This window comes from Pantoea anthophila, assembly GCF_026104315.1.
In the GTDB taxonomy this organism is placed as follows: domain Bacteria; phylum Pseudomonadota; class Gammaproteobacteria; order Enterobacterales; family Enterobacteriaceae; genus Pantoea; species Pantoea anthophila.
The window spans coordinates 3,110,499-3,126,237 of the sequence record NZ_CP110473.1 but is presented as its reverse complement, the minus strand read 5'-3'; the positions used below and the strand labels follow the sequence as shown (position 1 = coordinate 3,126,237).

Here is a 15,739-nt window from a genome sequence, read left to right as displayed (position 1 = left end):
ATAGCTTCAGGGGCGGGCCGCGAAGAGTTCCAGCCCGCGCTGAGAACTTACTTATTCAGCGCCTTCAGCAGGAAATCGACGATCTCATCCTGCTTAATCATCTGCTTCTCACCGGCACGACGTGATTTGTACTCAATCTCCTGATTATCGAGATTGCGATCGCCAATGACAATGGTGTGTGGCACACCGATCAGTTCCATATCAGCGAACATCACGCCCGGACGCTCTTTACGGTCATCCAGAATCACGTCGACGCCTTTCGCGCGCAGCGTGGCATACAGCTCTTCCGCCAGCTCTTTCACCCGGAAGGATTTCTGCATATTCATGGGCAGAATCGCGACCTCAAATGGAGCCAGTGCCGCCGGCCAGATGATGCCGCGCTCGTCATGGTTCTGCTCGATCGCCGCAGCGACAACACGGGTGATGCCGATACCGTAGCAGCCCATGCTCATTATCTGGTTGCGGCCATCTTCGCCCTGAACAGAGGCTTTCAGCGCGTCCGAATATTTCGTGCCGAGCTGGAAAATGTGACCCACTTCGATGCCGCGCTTAATCTGCAGTGTGCCTTTGCCATCCGGGCTCAGATCGCCTTCAACCACGTTACGGATATCCGCAACGGTGGCCAGCGGCAGATCGCGCTCCCAGTTAATGCCGAAGTAGTGCTTACCATCGACGTTAGCACCGGCGCTGAAGTCACTCATCTTCGCGACGGTACGGTCTGCGATGATCGGCATCTGCAGGCCGACCGGCCCGATTGAACCCGGACCTGCACCCACTGCCGCGCGAATCTCTTCTTCAGTCGCGAAGACCAGCGGTGACGCCACGATAGCTGACTTCTCTGCTTTGATTTCGTTCAGCTGATGATCGCCACGAACCAGCAGGGCAACCAGCGCATGACCGCTCTCTTCCGCCCCTTTAACAATCAGCGTTTTCACGGTTTTCTCAACCGGCACACCAAATTGCTCAACCAGCTCCGCGATGGTTTTTGCGTCTGGCGTCTCAACCAGCTGCATCGCCTGCGACGGCGCAGCGCGTTCACCGGCTGGTGCGACGGCTTCGGCCAGCTCGATGTTGGCGGCGTAATCAGAATCGGTTGAGAAGATCACATCGTCTTCACCGCTCTGGGCCAGCACCTGGAACTCGTGTGATGCACTGCCACCAATAGAGCCGGTGTCGGCCTGTACGGCACGGAAATCCAGGCCCATACGGCTGAAGATCTGGCTGTAGGCGCGGTACATCGCATCATAGGTTTCCTGCAGCGATTCCTGCGACACGTGGAAAGAGTAGGCATCTTTCATGGTGAATTCGCGCGAACGCATCACGCCAAAGCGCGGACGCACTTCGTCACGGAATTTGGTCTGGATCTGATAGAGGTTCAGTGGCAGCTGCTTATAAGAGCTCAGCTCATTACGGATCAGGTCGGTGACCACCTCTTCATGCGTCGGGCCCAGCACAAACGGACGTTCGTGGCGGTCGGCAATACGTAACAGCTCCGGGCCATACTCCTCCCAGCGACCGCTCTCCTGCCACAGGTCGGCAGGCTGCACGACCGGCATTAAAATCTCAACCGCACCCGCGTTGTTCATCTCTTCGCGCACGATATTTTCGACTTTTTTCAGCACGCGAACCCCGGTCGGCAACCAGGTGTACAAGCCAGAAGCCAGTTTGCGGATCATACCGGCGCGCAGCATCAGCTGGTGGCTGATCACTTCGGCGTCGGAAGGCGTCTCTTTCTGAGTAGAGAGCAGATATTGAGTAGTACGCATTGATTACGGTTCCAATTGATCGGAAAGTCACAGACAGAAATTTGCTGGCGGCTAGTGTACCAGTGAGATCACTGGCTCAAAAGCGGGTTTTAACGCGGGTCGATAGCGATCACTTCTGTCCCGGCATCGTCAATGCGCCAGCGTACATTAAAATCCATCAGCCAGGCCGCATATTCCCGCTCCTCTGCCTGGCCCTGACGGTAAGCGGGACGGGGATCCTGCGCCAGCACGTCACGGATAAAACGCGCCAGATGGGGATAGCGGGCATGCTGTTGCAGCTGCACCTGCGCCAGCGCGGAGAAGCGCACCGGCATCGTGGCCGCCGGTGCTGCCTGGGCAAATCCCGCCCGGGCTTCGGGCAGCGCTTCGGCAAAAGGCAGATAGGGTTTGATATCCACGATGGGGGTGCCATCGACCAGATCCAGACTGCCAAGCTGCAGGATCACCTGCTGCTTCTCAAGCCTGATCTCTTTCAGCTCGACCAGCGACATGCCAATCGGGTTGGGACGAAACGTTGAACGGGTTGCAAAGACACCCATGCGCGCATTGCCGCCCAGTCGGGGAGGGCGAACCGTGGGACGCCAGCCGCCTGCCATCGTCTGATGAAAGACAAACAGCAGCCAGAGGTGACTGAACGCTTCCAGTCCGCGAACCGCTTCCGGCTGATTGTACGGGGGCAGCAGGTGCAGTTCTCCGCCGCCATCCTGCACCAGCCCTGGCTGACGCGGCACGGCAAACTTCTCTTTCCACGGCGAGCGGATGACCCCAATCTGCGCAAAGGTGAATTCACTCATTGATTGCTGACTTTCAATGCCGAGCCCTGACACACTGCCTGACGGTAGCACCCTGGCGTACCCGTCACAATTTCACACTTGTGCAGCAGCACCGCATTGGCTTTCATCTGTGACGCCCGGATCTGCAGACGTTTACGGGCCGTGGCGATGTTAGCGGGCGAGTTCTGATTGCTGATCTGGCAATCCTCAGCAGAGACTTCACCCAGATCGCGGAACGGTTTGCTGACCAGATCGGCGGCATCCGTGTAGAGCTTAACTGGTGCGGGGCGGGCAGCGGGTTTGCGGGTCGGTTCAGTGGAGTGCTGCGGCCTGGACGGTGCGCTGGTTATCGGGTGATACTCATGAACACACCCTGTCAGCATCAATGCTAACAAGCCGAGCGGTAAAAAACGCATGGCAACATCCTCAGGTTTCCAAAAGTGGCGTTATTGAAACAAGGACAGGAATAAATAACAAGTCGGGCAGGGCAGGCTGTAACAGAAAGGGCGGCATAGCGCCGCCCCTGGGGAGAATGTCGGCTGACTTACCAGCCTTTAACTGCACCGCCGTTAAAGACTTTGTTGGCGGCTTCGTTAACTTCGTCAGACTGGTAAGCCTGAACGAACTTCTTCACGTTTTCCGCATCTTTGTTATCTTCGCGCGCGACAATCAGGTTCACATAAGGTGAATCTTTATCTTCGACGAAAATCCCATCTTTAGTCGGGGTCAGGCCGATCTGGCTGGCATAGGTGGTATTGATGACCGCCAGGGCGATCTGCTGATCGTCCAGTGAGCGGGGCAGCTGTGGCGCTTCCAGCTCAACAATTTTCAGATGCTTTGGATTCTCAGTGATATCCAGCGAGGTTGGCAGCAGGCCTGTGCCCTCTTTCAGTTTAATCAGGCCGGCTTTCTGCAGCAGCAGCAGCGAACGTCCCAGGTTAGTCGGATCGTTTGGAATCGCGATCTGAGCGCCATCCTGCAACTCATCCAGCGATTTGATCTTTTTCGAGTAGCCCGCAATCGGGTAAACGAAAGAGTTACCGACGGAAACCAGTTTGTAGCCGCGATCTTTGATCTGCTGATCCAGATAAGGTTTGTGCTGGAAGGCGTTAACGTCGATATCGCCTTTGCTCAGTGCCTCATTCGGCAGAACGTAATCGTTGAAGGTAACCAGCTCAACGTCCAGACCATACTTCTCTTTCGCGACTTTCTGCGCGGCTTCAGCAACCTGCTGTTCAGCGCCGACAATCACGCCCACTTTGATGTGGTTCGCATCTTTCTCTTTTTGATCGCATCCTGCCAGCGCAATCGCGCCAATCAGTGCACCCACAGCGGCAATTTTTTTGAATTTGAAAGACATATCCTTTCCTTAATAATGTGATATTGCTGGCTTACTTATGGGACACAGCACGTACGATGCGGTCGCCACAGAACTGAATGAGATACACCAAAACCACTAACAACACCAATACCGTATTCATCACGGTGGCGTTATATCCGATATAACCATACTGATAACCGATCTGACCCAGACCACCGGCACCGACCGCGCCGCCCATGGCAGAGTAACCTACCAGGGTAATCAGGGTGATCGTCGCGGCGTTCACCAGACCCGGCATCGCTTCCGGCAGCAGCACCTTGCGAACGATCTGCATCGGCGTGGCACCCATGGCACGTGACGCTTCAATCAGGCCGGTAGGCAGTTCCAGCAGGGCATTTTCCACCATACGGGCGATAAAGGGGGCGGCGCCAACGGTCAGCGGGACGATTGCCGCCTGCAGTCCGATGGAGGTGCCGACAATCACGCGGGTAAAAGGAATCATCCAGACCAGTAAGATAATGAACGGAATGGAGCGGAAGATATTCACCAGCGCGGAGAGCACGCGATAGAGCCCCTGATTCTGCAGAATCTGTCCCGGACGGGTGACATAAAGCAGAACGCCGACTGGCAGACCCAGTACAAAACCAAAAAAGCCGGAGACAAAGGTCATCATCAGCGTTTCCCACACGCCCCGTCCCAGCAACCACATCATCGCTTCAGACATAACCCAGCACCTCTACTTTCACATGATTCTCCTGCAGCCAGGCTATCGCCTCGCGGGTATCGCTTTCAGTGCCGTGCATTTCGGCCAGCATAATGCCAAACTTCACGCCGCCGGCGTAATCCATCTGCGCACTGATAATGTTGTTATTCACGTTATAACGCCGTGCGGCTTCGGAAAGCAGCGGCGCGTCAACCGATTTGCCGGTAAATTCCAGTCGCAGCAAGGGCACGCTGTTCTCAGCGGCAGTGGCTGACAGGCGCTGCTGATAATCATCCGGGATATCCAGATGCAGGGTAGACTGAATGAACTGCTGAGCCAGCGGCGTCTTAGGATGCGAGAAGACCTCACTGACGCTATCTTTCTCAATCAGCTCACCCTGACTGATGACAGCCACCTGGTCGCAGATACGCTTCACCACATCCATTTCATGGGTGATGAGCAGAATCGTCAGGCCAAGCCGGCGGTTAATGTCCTTCAGCAGCTCCAGAATAGAACGGGTTGTCGCCGGGTCCAGAGCGCTGGTGGCTTCATCACACAGCAGCACTTTTGGATTGCTGGCCAGCGCACGGGCAATCGCAACGCGCTGCTTCTGTCCACCCGACAGGTTCGCAGGCCAGGCATCGTGCTTATCGGCTAATCCCACCAGTTCCAGCAGTTCTGTGACGCGAGCGTTGATCTGTTCACGGGAGAGATTTCCCAGCTCCAGCGGCAGGGAGACATTGCCCGCGACGGTCCGGGAGGTCATCAGGTTGAAGTGCTGGAAGATCATGCCAATCTGACGACGGGCCTGAGTCAGCTGACGTTCGCTGAGTGCGGTCAGGTCAGCACCGTCGACCAGCACACGGCCTGATGTCGGACGTTCCAGCAGGTTAACGCACCGAATCAGCGTACTTTTACCGGCACCGGAAGCACCGATAACGCCATAAATCTGTCCGGCAGGCACGTGCAGGCTGACGTCCTTCAACGCCGAAATGGTGCGCGTACCCTGCTGGAACACTTTGGTGATATTTTCGAGTTTAATCATTAGGTTATTTATTATCGTGTTGCGTTGTCCGTGGTGTGGGAAGCCTCGTTGCTTTTATTAAGGGTAAAAGCTGGATGGATGGTAAGGCATCCAGACGTCTGAATCAATGGAAGTGATTCAATCTGACATTCTCCCTTTCACAGCAATCATGCGATACTGATCGGCAATTTTTACAGCAGGAGTTTCTACGTGGCGAATAAAGTCCCCGCTATTTTTCTTGATCGTGATGGCACCCTTAATGTCGATAATGGCTATGTCCATGAGATCGATAACTTTCAGTTTATTGACGGCACCATTGAAGCGCTGCAGCAACTGAAGGCGATGGGGTATGCGCTGGTGGTCGTGACCAATCAGTCTGGCATCGCGCGCGGTATGTTTACTGAAGACACCTTTATGCAGCTCACCGAATGGATGGACTGGTCGCTGGCCGATCGCGACGTTGATCTGGACGGCATCTATTTCTGCCCGCACCACCCCGACGCCGCCGTTGCAGAGTATCGTCAGGCGTGCGACTGCCGTAAACCTCAGCCGGGTATGCTCGTGATGGCTCAGCAAGAGCTGAATATTGATATGGCAGCTTCTTATATGGTGGGTGACAAGCTGGAGGATATGCTGGCAGGGCAGGCTGCCGGTGTCGGTACCAAAGTTCTGGTGCGTAGCGGTAAACCGGTGACCGCTGAAGGGGAAGCCGCCGCTGACTGGGTCATCGATAGCCTGGCTGCACTGCCAGCGCGCATTAAACAGGCATAAAAGGGCGCTTTTGTGCAAATTTCAGACGAACGGAAAAAAAGTCTTAATTTGCACTTGCGCTATCTGAACCGCTCCCTATAATGCGCCTCCATCGACACGGCACACCGGCAACGGGAAACGGGTTGAAGGTTCAGGAGACTGAGCCGCCGGAGAAAAACTTCTGAAAAAAGAGGTTGACTCTGAAGGAGGAAAGCGTAATATACGCCACCTCGCGACAGGACGCTAACGCACTGTTCGCACTGCTCTTTAACAATTTATCAGACAATCTGTGTGGGCACTCGCAGGATTGATATCAGCGTCTTTGGACGCACAAAAATATCAAAGCCTCACGAGTGAACACATAATGAAATTCATTATGACGTTTTACAGATGAGCACCGCTGAACTCGTTTCAGCAAATCAAACTTTAAATTGAAGAGTTTGATCATGGCTCAGATTGAACGCTGGCGGCAGGCCTAACACATGCAAGTCGGACGGTAGCACAGAGGAGCTTGCTCCTTGGGTGACGAGTGGCGGACGGGTGAGTAATGTCTGGGGATCTGCCCGATAGAGGGGGATAACCACTGGAAACGGTGGCTAATACCGCATAACGTCGCAAGACCAAAGAGGGGGACCTTCGGGCCTCTCACTATCGGATGAACCCAGATGGGATTAGCTAGTAGGCGGGGTAATGGCCCACCTAGGCGACGATCCCTAGCTGGTCTGAGAGGATGACCAGCCACACTGGAACTGAGACACGGTCCAGACTCCTACGGGAGGCAGCAGTGGGGAATATTGCACAATGGGCGCAAGCCTGATGCAGCCATGCCGCGTGTATGAAGAAGGCCTTCGGGTTGTAAAGTACTTTCAGCGGGGAGGAAGGCGGTGAGGTTAATAACCTCGCCGATTGACGTTACCCGCAGAAGAAGCACCGGCTAACTCCGTGCCAGCAGCCGCGGTAATACGGAGGGTGCAAGCGTTAATCGGAATTACTGGGCGTAAAGCGCACGCAGGCGGTCTGTTAAGTCAGATGTGAAATCCCCGGGCTTAACCTGGGAACTGCATTTGAAACTGGCAGGCTTGAGTCTCGTAGAGGGGGTAGAATTCCGTGTAGCGGTGAAATGCGTAGAGATCTGGAGGAATACCGGTGGCGAAGGCGGCCCCCTGGACGAAGACTGACGCTCAGGTGCGAAAGCGTGGGGAGCAAACAGGATTAGATACCCTGGTAGTCCACGCCGTAAACGATGTCGACTTGGAGGTTGTTCCCTTGAGGAGTGGCTTCCGGAGCTAACGCGTTAAGTCGACCGCCTGGGGAGTACGGCCGCAAGGTTAAAACTCAAATGAATTGACGGGGGCCCGCACAAGCGGTGGAGCATGTGGTTTAATTCGATGCAACGCGAAGAACCTTACCTACTCTTGACATCCAGAGAACTTAGCAGAGATGCTTTGGTGCCTTCGGGAACTCTGAGACAGGTGCTGCATGGCTGTCGTCAGCTCGTGTTGTGAAATGTTGGGTTAAGTCCCGCAACGAGCGCAACCCTTATCCTTTGTTGCCAGCGATTCGGTCGGGAACTCAAAGGAGACTGCCGGTGATAAACCGGAGGAAGGTGGGGATGACGTCAAGTCATCATGGCCCTTACGAGTAGGGCTACACACGTGCTACAATGGCGCATACAAAGAGAAGCGACCTCGCGAGAGCAAGCGGACCTCACAAAGTGCGTCGTAGTCCGGATCGGAGTCTGCAACTCGACTCCGTGAAGTCGGAATCGCTAGTAATCGTGGATCAGAATGCCACGGTGAATACGTTCCCGGGCCTTGTACACACCGCCCGTCACACCATGGGAGTGGGTTGCAAAAGAAGTAGGTAGCTTAACCTTCGGGAGGGCGCTTACCACTTTGTGATTCATGACTGGGGTGAAGTCGTAACAAGGTAACCGTAGGGGAACCTGCGGTTGGATCACCTCCTTACCTGAAGATACCTTCCCGCGCAGTGCTCACACAGATTGTCTGATAAAAAGTCACGAGCAGAAAAAACCTCTACAGGCTTGTAGCTCAGGTGGTTAGAGCGCACCCCTGATAAGGGTGAGGTCGGTGGTTCAAGTCCACTCAGGCCTACCAAATTTCTTCTCATGCTGCGTTATGCGCGCGGTCGTTTACCTGAGTAAACGTCCCTTCCGCATGCCTTGCCTGAAAAGAAATTGCATCCTTCTCATGAAGAATGTAACTCGGTTGAGTGGTAGTAGTGGTCTCTGCAGTAACTGTATGGGGCTATAGCTCAGCTGGGAGAGCGCCTGCCTTGCACGCAGGAGGTCAGCGGTTCGATCCCGCTTAGCTCCACCATACTTGCTGTATTTTTCTGAAATACCTCAGAGCGTACCGGCGACGGTGTGCTGTGACGTATTATGCTCTTTAACAATCCGGAACAAGCTGAAAATTGAAACGACATGGCGCGTTCATTCTCCGTAATAAGAATGAAATGACGACATGTCCGAGTCTCTCAAATGCTTACAGTCTGCAGCGTGAAAACGCCTGTGGGTTGTGAGGTTAAGCGACTAAGCGTACACGGTGGATGCCCTGGCAGTCAGAGGCGATGAAGGACGTGCTAATCTGCGTAAAGCGACGGTAAGGTGATATGAACCGCTACAGCCGTCGATGTCCGAATGGGGGAAACCCGGTGCACTCAGTGCATCATTGCAGCATGAATACATAGTGCTGCAAGGCGAACCGGGGAACTGAAACATCTAAGTACCCCGAGGAAAAGAAATCAACCGAGATTCCCCCAGTAGCGGCGAGCGAACGGGGAGCAGCCCAGAGCCTGAATCAGCATGTGTGTTAGTGGAAGCGTCTGGAAAGTCGCAGGGTACAGGGTGATACTCCCGTACACAAAAGCACACGCGCTGTGAGCTCGATGAGTAAGGCGGGACACGTGGTATCCTGTCTGAATATGGGGGGACCATCCTCCAAGGCTAAATACTCCTGACTGACCGATAGTGAACCAGTACCGTGAGGGAAAGGCGAAAAGAACCCCGGCGAGGGGAGTGAAACAGAACCTGAAACCGTGTACGTACAAGCAGTGGGAGCACCCTTGTGGTGTGACTGCGTACCTTTTGTATAATGGGTCAGCGACTTATATTCTGTAGCAAGGTTAACCGTATAGGGGAGCCGCAGGGAAACCGAGTCTTAACTGGGCGTTAAGTTGCAGGGTATAGACCCGAAACCCGGTGATCTCAGCCATGGGCAGGTTGAAGGTTGGGTAACACTAACTGGAGGACCGAACCGACTAATGTTGAAAAATTAGCGGATGACCTGTGGCTGGGGGTGAAAGGCCAATCAAACCGGGAGATAGCTGGTTCTCCCCGAAAGCTATTTAGGTAGCGCCTCGTGAACTCATCTCCGGGGGTAGAGCACTGTTTCGGCTAGGGGGCCATCCCGGCTTACCAACCCGATGCAAACTGCGAATACCGGAGAATGTTATCACGGGAGACACACGGCGGGTGCTAACGTCCGTCGTGAAGAGGGAAACAACCCAGACCGCCAGCTAAGGTCCCAAAGTCATGGTTAAGTGGGAAACGATGTGGGAAGGCACAGACAGCCAGGATGTTGGCTTAGAAGCAGCCATCATTTAAAGAAAGCGTAATAGCTCACTGGTCGAGTCGGCCTGCGCGGAAGATGTAACGGGGCTAAACCATGCACCGAAGCTGCGGCAGCGACACTATGTGTTGTTGGGTAGGGGAGCGTTCTGTAAGCCGTCGAAGGTGTGCTGTGAGGCATGCTGGAGGTATCAGAAGTGCGAATGCTGACATAAGTAACGATAAAGCGGGTGAAAAGCCCGCTCGCCGGAAGACCAAGGGTTCCTGTTCAACGTTAATCGGAGCAGGGTGAGTCGACCCCTAAGGCGAGGCCGAAAGGCGTAGTCGATGGGAAACAGGTTAATATTCCTGTACTCGGTGTTACTGCGAAGGGGGACGGAGAAGGCTATATCAGCCGGGCGACGGTTGTCCCGGTTTAAGCGTGTAGGCGGAGGGTCCAGGTAAATCCGGACTCTTTTAACGCTGAGGCGTGACGACGAGGCACTACGGTGCTGAAGTGATAAATGCCCTGCTTCCGGGAAAAGCCTCTAAGCATCAGGTAACACAGAATCGTACCCCAAACCGACACAGGTGGTCAGGTAGAGAATACCAAGGCGCTTGAGAGAACTCGGGTGAAGGAACTAGGCAAAATGGTGCCGTAACTTCGGGAGAAGGCACGCTGGCGCGTAGGTGAAGGGACTTGCTCCCGGAGCTGAAGCCAGTCGAAGATACCAGCTGGCTGCAACTGTTTATTAAAAACACAGCACTGTGCAAACACGAAAGTGGACGTATACGGTGTGACGCCTGCCCGGTGCCGGAAGGTTAATTGATGGGGTTATCCGTAAGGAGAAGCTCTTGATCGAAGCCCCGGTAAACGGCGGCCGTAACTATAACGGTCCTAAGGTAGCGAAATTCCTTGTCGGGTAAGTTCCGACCTGCACGAATGGCGTAATGATGGCCAGGCTGTCTCCACCCGAGACTCAGTGAAATTGAACTCGCTGTGAAGATGCAGTGTACCCGCGGCAAGACGGAAAGACCCCGTGAACCTTTACTACAGCTTGACACTGAACATTGAGCCTTGATGTGTAGGATAGGTGGGAGGCTTTGAAGCGCGGACGCCAGTCTGCGTGGAGCCATCCTTGAAATACCACCCTTTAATGTTTGATGTTCTAACGTGGCCCCGTGATCCGGGGTGCGGACAGTGTCTGGTGGGTAGTTTGACTGGGGCGGTCTCCTCCCAAAGAGTAACGGAGGAGCACGAAGGTCAGCTAATCACGGTCGGACATCGTGAGGTTAGTGCAATGGCATAAGCTGGCTTGACTGCGAGAGTGACGGCTCGAGCAGGTGCGAAAGCAGGTCATAGTGATCCGGTGGTTCTGAATGGAAGGGCCATCGCTCAACGGATAAAAGGTACTCCGGGGATAACAGGCTGATACCGCCCAAGAGTTCATATCGACGGCGGTGTTTGGCACCTCGATGTCGGCTCATCACATCCTGGGGCTGAAGTAGGTCCCAAGGGTACGGCTGTTCGCCGTTTAAAGTGGTACGCGAGCTGGGTTTAGAACGTCGTGAGACAGTTCGGTCCCTATCTCGCCGTGGGCGCTGGAGAATTGAGGGGGGTTGCTCCTAGTACGAGAGGACCGGAGTGAACGCACCACTGGTGTTCGGGTTGTCATGCCAATGGCACTGCCCGGTAGCTAAGTGCGGAAAAGATAAGTGCTGAAAGCATCTAAGCACGAAACTTGCCCCGAGATGAGTTCTCCCTGACCCCTTGAGGGTCCTGAAGGGACGTTGAAGACGACGACGTTGATAGGCCGGGTGTGTAAGCGCAGCGATGCGTTGAGCTAACCGGTACTAATGACCCGTGAGGCTTAACCTTACAACGCCAGAGGCGTTTTTTGAGAGACACGATTTTCAGTTTGTGACGGATAAAGAATAAGCAGAAGCGAAGATTTTTTCGTTTCGTGCACCAAGATTTGCCTGGCGGCTTTAGCGCGGTGGTCCCACCTGACCCCATGCCGAACTCAGAAGTGAAACGCCGTAGCGCCGATGGTAGTGTGGGGCCTCCCCATGCGAGAGTAGGGAACTGCCAGGCATCAAATTAGTTCCTTTTCCCCTGACAAGGAAAACAACAGGAACAGACAGCTATCAGCCATCCGCTGACAGCTGTGAAAGAACCGGTGGAGCGGTAGTTCAGTTGGTTAGAATACCTGCCTGTCACGCAGGGGGTCGCGGGTTCGAGCCCCGTCCGTTCCGCCACTTAATTGGAAAGCCCTGACTTAACGGTCAGGGATTTTTCCATTGCAGCAAATACTGCCCGGAAAGCCCTCCCTGAACGCAGGCATCCTCACCGGACCTGGGCGCATCTCAGATGCGCCACGGTTGTTCAGCACTCCACTCGCTGAGGAAGTCAATAAAAGCGCGCACACGCTGGCTGACGCCAGTATCACTGTAATAAACCGCATTGAACGGCATCTCGACCGGCAGGCGTTGATCTGCCAGCACTTCAACCAGCGTTCCCTCCGCAATTTCACGATCGATCATATATTCCGACAGACAGGCGATACCATTACCTGTGAGACAGAGCTGTTTAATCGTCTCTCCGCTGTTGGAGGATAAAGCCCAGTCGATATCATAGAGCTCACCGCTGTCACGGGCGACGGGCCAGCGATTAAGCCGGGGCGAGTCCTCAAAGCCCAGGCAGTGATGACGATCAAGCTCAGCCACGGTGTGCGGCACGCCATGCTCCCGAAGATAGGCGGGCGACGCAACCAGTTTACGAAAGCTGTTAAACAGCAGACGGGCGCGCAGGGTAGAATCAGTCAGATTACCGGCGCGGATAGCGATATCCACTTTTCGCTCAATGAGATTGATAAAACTTTCCGAGGAGATTAACGAAAGCCTCACCCCTGGATAGCGGGCACGGAAAGGCTTTATCATCGGCATCAGCAAATGCAGAATTACCGGCGTCGCGGCATCAACGCGCAAAAGGCCTTTTGGCTCCTGCAGGCTCTCAATCAGGTCGCTCTCCGCCGTCGTCATCTCCTGCAAAAAGCGCTGAACATGACGGAAATAACGCTCTCCCTCCTGCGTCAGTGCCAGCTGCCGGGTGGTGCGGGTGAGCAGGGCGATGCCCAGCTTGTTCTCCAGCTTTTTAATCGTTCTGCTGACGGCTGAGTTCGCCATCTGCAGCTGTTCAGCAGCGCGACTGAAACTTCCGCTTTCTACTACGCTGACAAACACTTTCAGTTCGTCAGAAGATGCCTTCATTTAACCTCCCTGCACGGACGTGGCGATGGCGCGACGCGGTGGCCGATAGTGCTGTGGTTCCAGTATAGAAGTCTGGTCAGCAATGACCGCACGAATCATGCCTCCCCGCGTTTTGTTCAACGTCTGCAAAGGCGCTGTTTTATTCTGGAAAAGGGTGCTGAATTCTGACATTGACCTGCATCCATTGAAACCCCGGTCTAAAATCCCTATAACAGACAGGTGTTATCTGTTTTTGAATCATCAGCCAGGCGGGAAAGTGCGCAAAAAAACTTATGCAATGCGATATGTGGCGGGACAACCTGTGGAACAGATCTTTCCACCGGGTGCGATGCTCCATCTCGGTCAGGCACTGCCACCCGGCGCTCCCTTGCCCGCGCACCCGAATCTTAAGGTTCTGGTGTGGAACATCTTCAAGCAGCAGCGTGCAGACTGGATGTCGGTGCTGGAGGGGTTTGGTAAGGACGCGCACCTGGTTTTACTTCAGGAGGCGCAGACGACGCCGGAGCTGGTACGGTTTGCGACGAGTAATTATCTGGCTGCCGATCAGGTTCCCGCCTTTGTGCTGCCTCAGCACCCCTCTGGCGTGATGACGCTCGCTTCTGCCCATCCGGTCTACTGCTGCCCGCTGCGTGAGCGTGAGCCGCTGCTGAGGCTGGCTAAATCGGCGCTGGTCACGGCCTATCCTCTGCCCACCGGTGAAATGCTGATGGTCGTGAATATCCACGCGGTTAACTTCAGCCTGGGCGTCGACGTCTACAGCAAACAGCTGGGCCCGATAGGGGAGCAGATTATGCATCATCGCGGTCCGGTGATCATGGCCGGGGACTTTAATGCCTGGAGCCGTCAGCGCATTAACGCGCTCTACCGCTTTGCCCAGCGCATGAAGCTGGAAGAGGTGATGTTCACTGCCGACCACCGCCGTAAAGCGTTTGGTCGCCCGCTGGATTTTGTCTTTTATCGCGATCTCAGGGTGAGTGAGGCCTCAGTGCTGGTGACGCGGGCTTCCGACCATAATCCTTTACTGGTGGAGTTCAGTTCAGGACGGGAGTCCGGGGCAGACAGAAAAGAGTAAAGCGAGGGTACAGCGTAGAGGGCTGCGGATGAATAAAAGAAAAAGGCTGACAATTGTCAGCCTTTTCAACGTATCAGGTATCAGGTGTCGCGTTATTATTCACAAACAGCGTTAAATTATCGCCGGGCTGAATATCTTTCGCGCTGTCCAGCACACTGTTCCAGCGCATCACGTCTTTGATATTGACGCCGTGATGCCGTGCAATACTGTCAAGAGAATCACCCTTACGAACACGATAGGTGATGCTATTGCCGTTATCAGCCAGTCGGGTGCCATTCGAACCGATAGTCAGCGTCTGACCCGGTCGGATATCGGCACCGCGCAGGTTATTATCCTGCTTCAGTGTGGAGACGCTAACGCCAAGCTTCGCGGCGATACCCGAGAGCGTATCACCCCGTCGCACCTTGTACCCGCCGCTCGCACTCGCTTTAGCAAGCTGAGTTGGCTGTACCGCTGCGATGTCACCGGACGCCAGTGAGTTACGCAGTCTGGCGACGTTCGACTTCGGCACCATAATATAGTGCGGGCCGTTTGGCGCGGTTGCACCGCCTTTGTAGCCGGTATTGAAACTCTTCAGTTTCGTGAGCGACATACCTGCCATTTCGGCAGCCTGCGTCAGCTGTATCTGCTGACCCACTTCCACCCGTGCCAGTGCACGACTTTCGTTGGGTGTCGGCAGTTTGATACCGTAACGCTTGTTATGTTTGAGCAGTTCACTCAGAGCTAACATTTTCGGCACATACACCGTGGTTTCGCGTGGCAGCGATAAGTGCCAGAAGTCAGTCGGCTTACCGCGCGCCTTATTCTGTTTTATCGCTTTGAGTACACGTCCCTCACCACTGTTATATGCGGCAATGGTTAATAACCAGTCACCGTCAAACATGGTGTTAAGACGCTGCATCATATCCAGCGCAACCCGTGTGGATGCGACAACATCCCGTCGCCCATCGTAATACTGGTTCTGTTTCAGTCCATAATTTCGACCCGTTGAGGCAACTATCTGCCAGATACCAGCGGCATTGGCGGATGAGGTTGCGCGAGGGTCAAAAGCGCTCTCCACTATGGGTAGCAGTACCAGTTCCATCGGCATTTTACGTTTCTGTATCTGCTCGACTATCCAGTACATGTACGGCTCTGCCCGTAATGTTACATCGTGGAGATAGCTCTTATTTTTTAAAAATTTACTTTTTTGTTCGCGGATTGCCGGGTTTTCCGGAATCCCCATCTTCAACTCGTCACTAATGAAACTCCAGAGATCTGCGTCTGCTGCGAGGCCAGTTCCATCTTCCTGCCATCGCGGCGACAAAAACTCGTCTCCGTACTTTCCATTTTCACCTTGACCAGCTGAAGACAGGCTCTGTGCATGCTGTTCGGGGATATTGGCATCGTTCCTCGACGCCTGACATCCTACCAGCAAGACTGAGGCGAGTAAGATCGCTTTAGCCTTCATGTGTGTGTCAATAGTTCGCTTAAAAGACGAGCAACTATACGT

The 15,739-nt window shown here is 54.4% G+C and carries 10 protein-coding genes, 3 tRNA genes and 3 rRNA genes; 8 read left to right on the top strand and 8 right to left on the bottom strand.

All coding sequences use genetic code 11. From position 1 onward, the window contains the following. Positions 1–47: 47 nt before the first annotated feature. The 6 genes from proS to metN all read right to left on the bottom strand — a co-directional run bounded on the left by proS (position 48) and on the right by metN (position 5,608). Complete coding sequence (gene proS / locus OJ965_RS17210) at positions 48–1,766, bottom strand: proline--tRNA ligase (RefSeq protein ID WP_167429110.1); 1,719 nt, start codon at positions 1,764–1,766, stop codon at positions 48–50. A gap of 89 nt (positions 1,767–1,855) precedes the next feature. Beyond that, positions 1,856–2,560 carry a tRNA (N6-threonylcarbamoyladenosine(37)-N6)-methyltransferase TrmO gene (gene tsaA, locus OJ965_RS17205; protein WP_046101271.1) on the bottom strand — a complete coding sequence of 235 codons (705 nt, stop codon included), beginning with the start codon at positions 2,558–2,560 and terminating at the stop codon, positions 1,856–1,858. Beyond that, positions 2,557–2,955, bottom strand: coding sequence for an Rcs stress response system protein RcsF (rcsF, locus tag OJ965_RS17200; RefSeq protein ID WP_009091960.1), 399 nt, complete (start codon positions 2,953–2,955; stop codon positions 2,557–2,559). The genes tsaA and rcsF overlap by 4 nt, the downstream gene beginning before the upstream one ends. A 128-nt stretch (positions 2,956–3,083) precedes the next feature. Then, entirely contained in the window at positions 3,084–3,899 is an 816-nt protein-coding gene (locus OJ965_RS17195; protein ID WP_009091959.1) for a MetQ/NlpA family lipoprotein, read from the bottom strand. Positions 3,900–3,930: 31 nt separating this feature from the next. After that, positions 3,931–4,584, bottom strand: coding sequence for a methionine ABC transporter permease MetI (locus OJ965_RS17190; protein WP_009091958.1), 654 nt, complete (start codon positions 4,582–4,584; stop codon positions 3,931–3,933). Continuing rightward, positions 4,577–5,608: a methionine ABC transporter ATP-binding protein MetN gene (gene metN, locus OJ965_RS17185; RefSeq protein ID WP_111208494.1), complete on the bottom strand. Its 1,032-nt coding sequence runs from the start codon at positions 5,606–5,608 to the stop codon at positions 4,577–4,579. Before metN ends, OJ965_RS17190 begins: the two co-directional genes overlap by 8 nt. Before the next feature lie 189 nt (positions 5,609–5,797). Between metN and gmhB the strand changes: the two genes are divergently transcribed. The 7 genes from gmhB to OJ965_RS17150 all read left to right on the top strand — a co-directional run bounded on the left by gmhB (position 5,798) and on the right by OJ965_RS17150 (position 12,164). Then, positions 5,798–6,358 (top strand): D-glycero-beta-D-manno-heptose 1,7-bisphosphate 7-phosphatase, encoded by a 561-nt coding sequence (gene gmhB, locus OJ965_RS17180; RefSeq protein ID WP_009091953.1) that lies wholly within the window; start codon positions 5,798–5,800, stop codon positions 6,356–6,358. Positions 6,359–6,765: 407 nt separating this feature from the next. Continuing rightward, a 16S ribosomal RNA gene (locus tag OJ965_RS17175) occupies positions 6,766–8,304 on the top strand. Between the two features lie 73 nt (positions 8,305–8,377). Beyond that, positions 8,378–8,454: transfer RNA gene (locus OJ965_RS17170), tRNA-Ile, on the top strand. A gap of 146 nt (positions 8,455–8,600) precedes the next feature. Beyond that, positions 8,601–8,676: transfer RNA gene (locus OJ965_RS17165), tRNA-Ala, on the top strand. Positions 8,677–8,878: 202 nt separating this feature from the next. Then, a 23S ribosomal RNA gene (locus OJ965_RS17160) occupies positions 8,879–11,784 on the top strand. 100 nt (positions 11,785–11,884) lie between these two features. Then, positions 11,885–12,000 (top strand): 5S ribosomal RNA (gene rrf / locus OJ965_RS17155). The 16S, 23S and 5S rRNA genes sit together here with 3 tRNA genes alongside, the layout of an rRNA operon. Positions 12,001–12,087: 87 nt before the next feature. Beyond that, a tRNA-Asp gene (locus OJ965_RS17150) sits at positions 12,088–12,164 on the top strand. A 108-nt stretch (positions 12,165–12,272) separates the two neighbouring features. Here OJ965_RS17150 and yafC read toward each other — a convergent pair. After that, positions 12,273–13,175: a DNA-binding transcriptional regulator YafC gene (yafC, locus tag OJ965_RS17145; RefSeq protein ID WP_009091951.1), complete on the bottom strand. Its 903-nt coding sequence runs from the start codon at positions 13,173–13,175 to the stop codon at positions 12,273–12,275. Between the two features lie 256 nt (positions 13,176–13,431). On the opposite strand from yafC, the gene OJ965_RS17140 reads away from it, so the two are divergent. Further along, positions 13,432–14,247 carry an endonuclease/exonuclease/phosphatase family protein gene (locus OJ965_RS17140; protein WP_033736606.1) on the top strand — a complete coding sequence of 272 codons (816 nt, stop codon included), beginning with the start codon at positions 13,432–13,434 and terminating at the stop codon, positions 14,245–14,247. 73 nt (positions 14,248–14,320) lie between these two features. Here the strand turns inward: OJ965_RS17140 and mltD are convergent, their stop codons facing one another. After that, positions 14,321–15,697, bottom strand: a complete 1,377-nt coding sequence (mltD, locus tag OJ965_RS17135) for a murein transglycosylase D (RefSeq protein WP_033736400.1) — start codon at positions 15,695–15,697, stop codon at positions 14,321–14,323. Positions 15,698–15,739 lie beyond the last annotated feature (42 nt).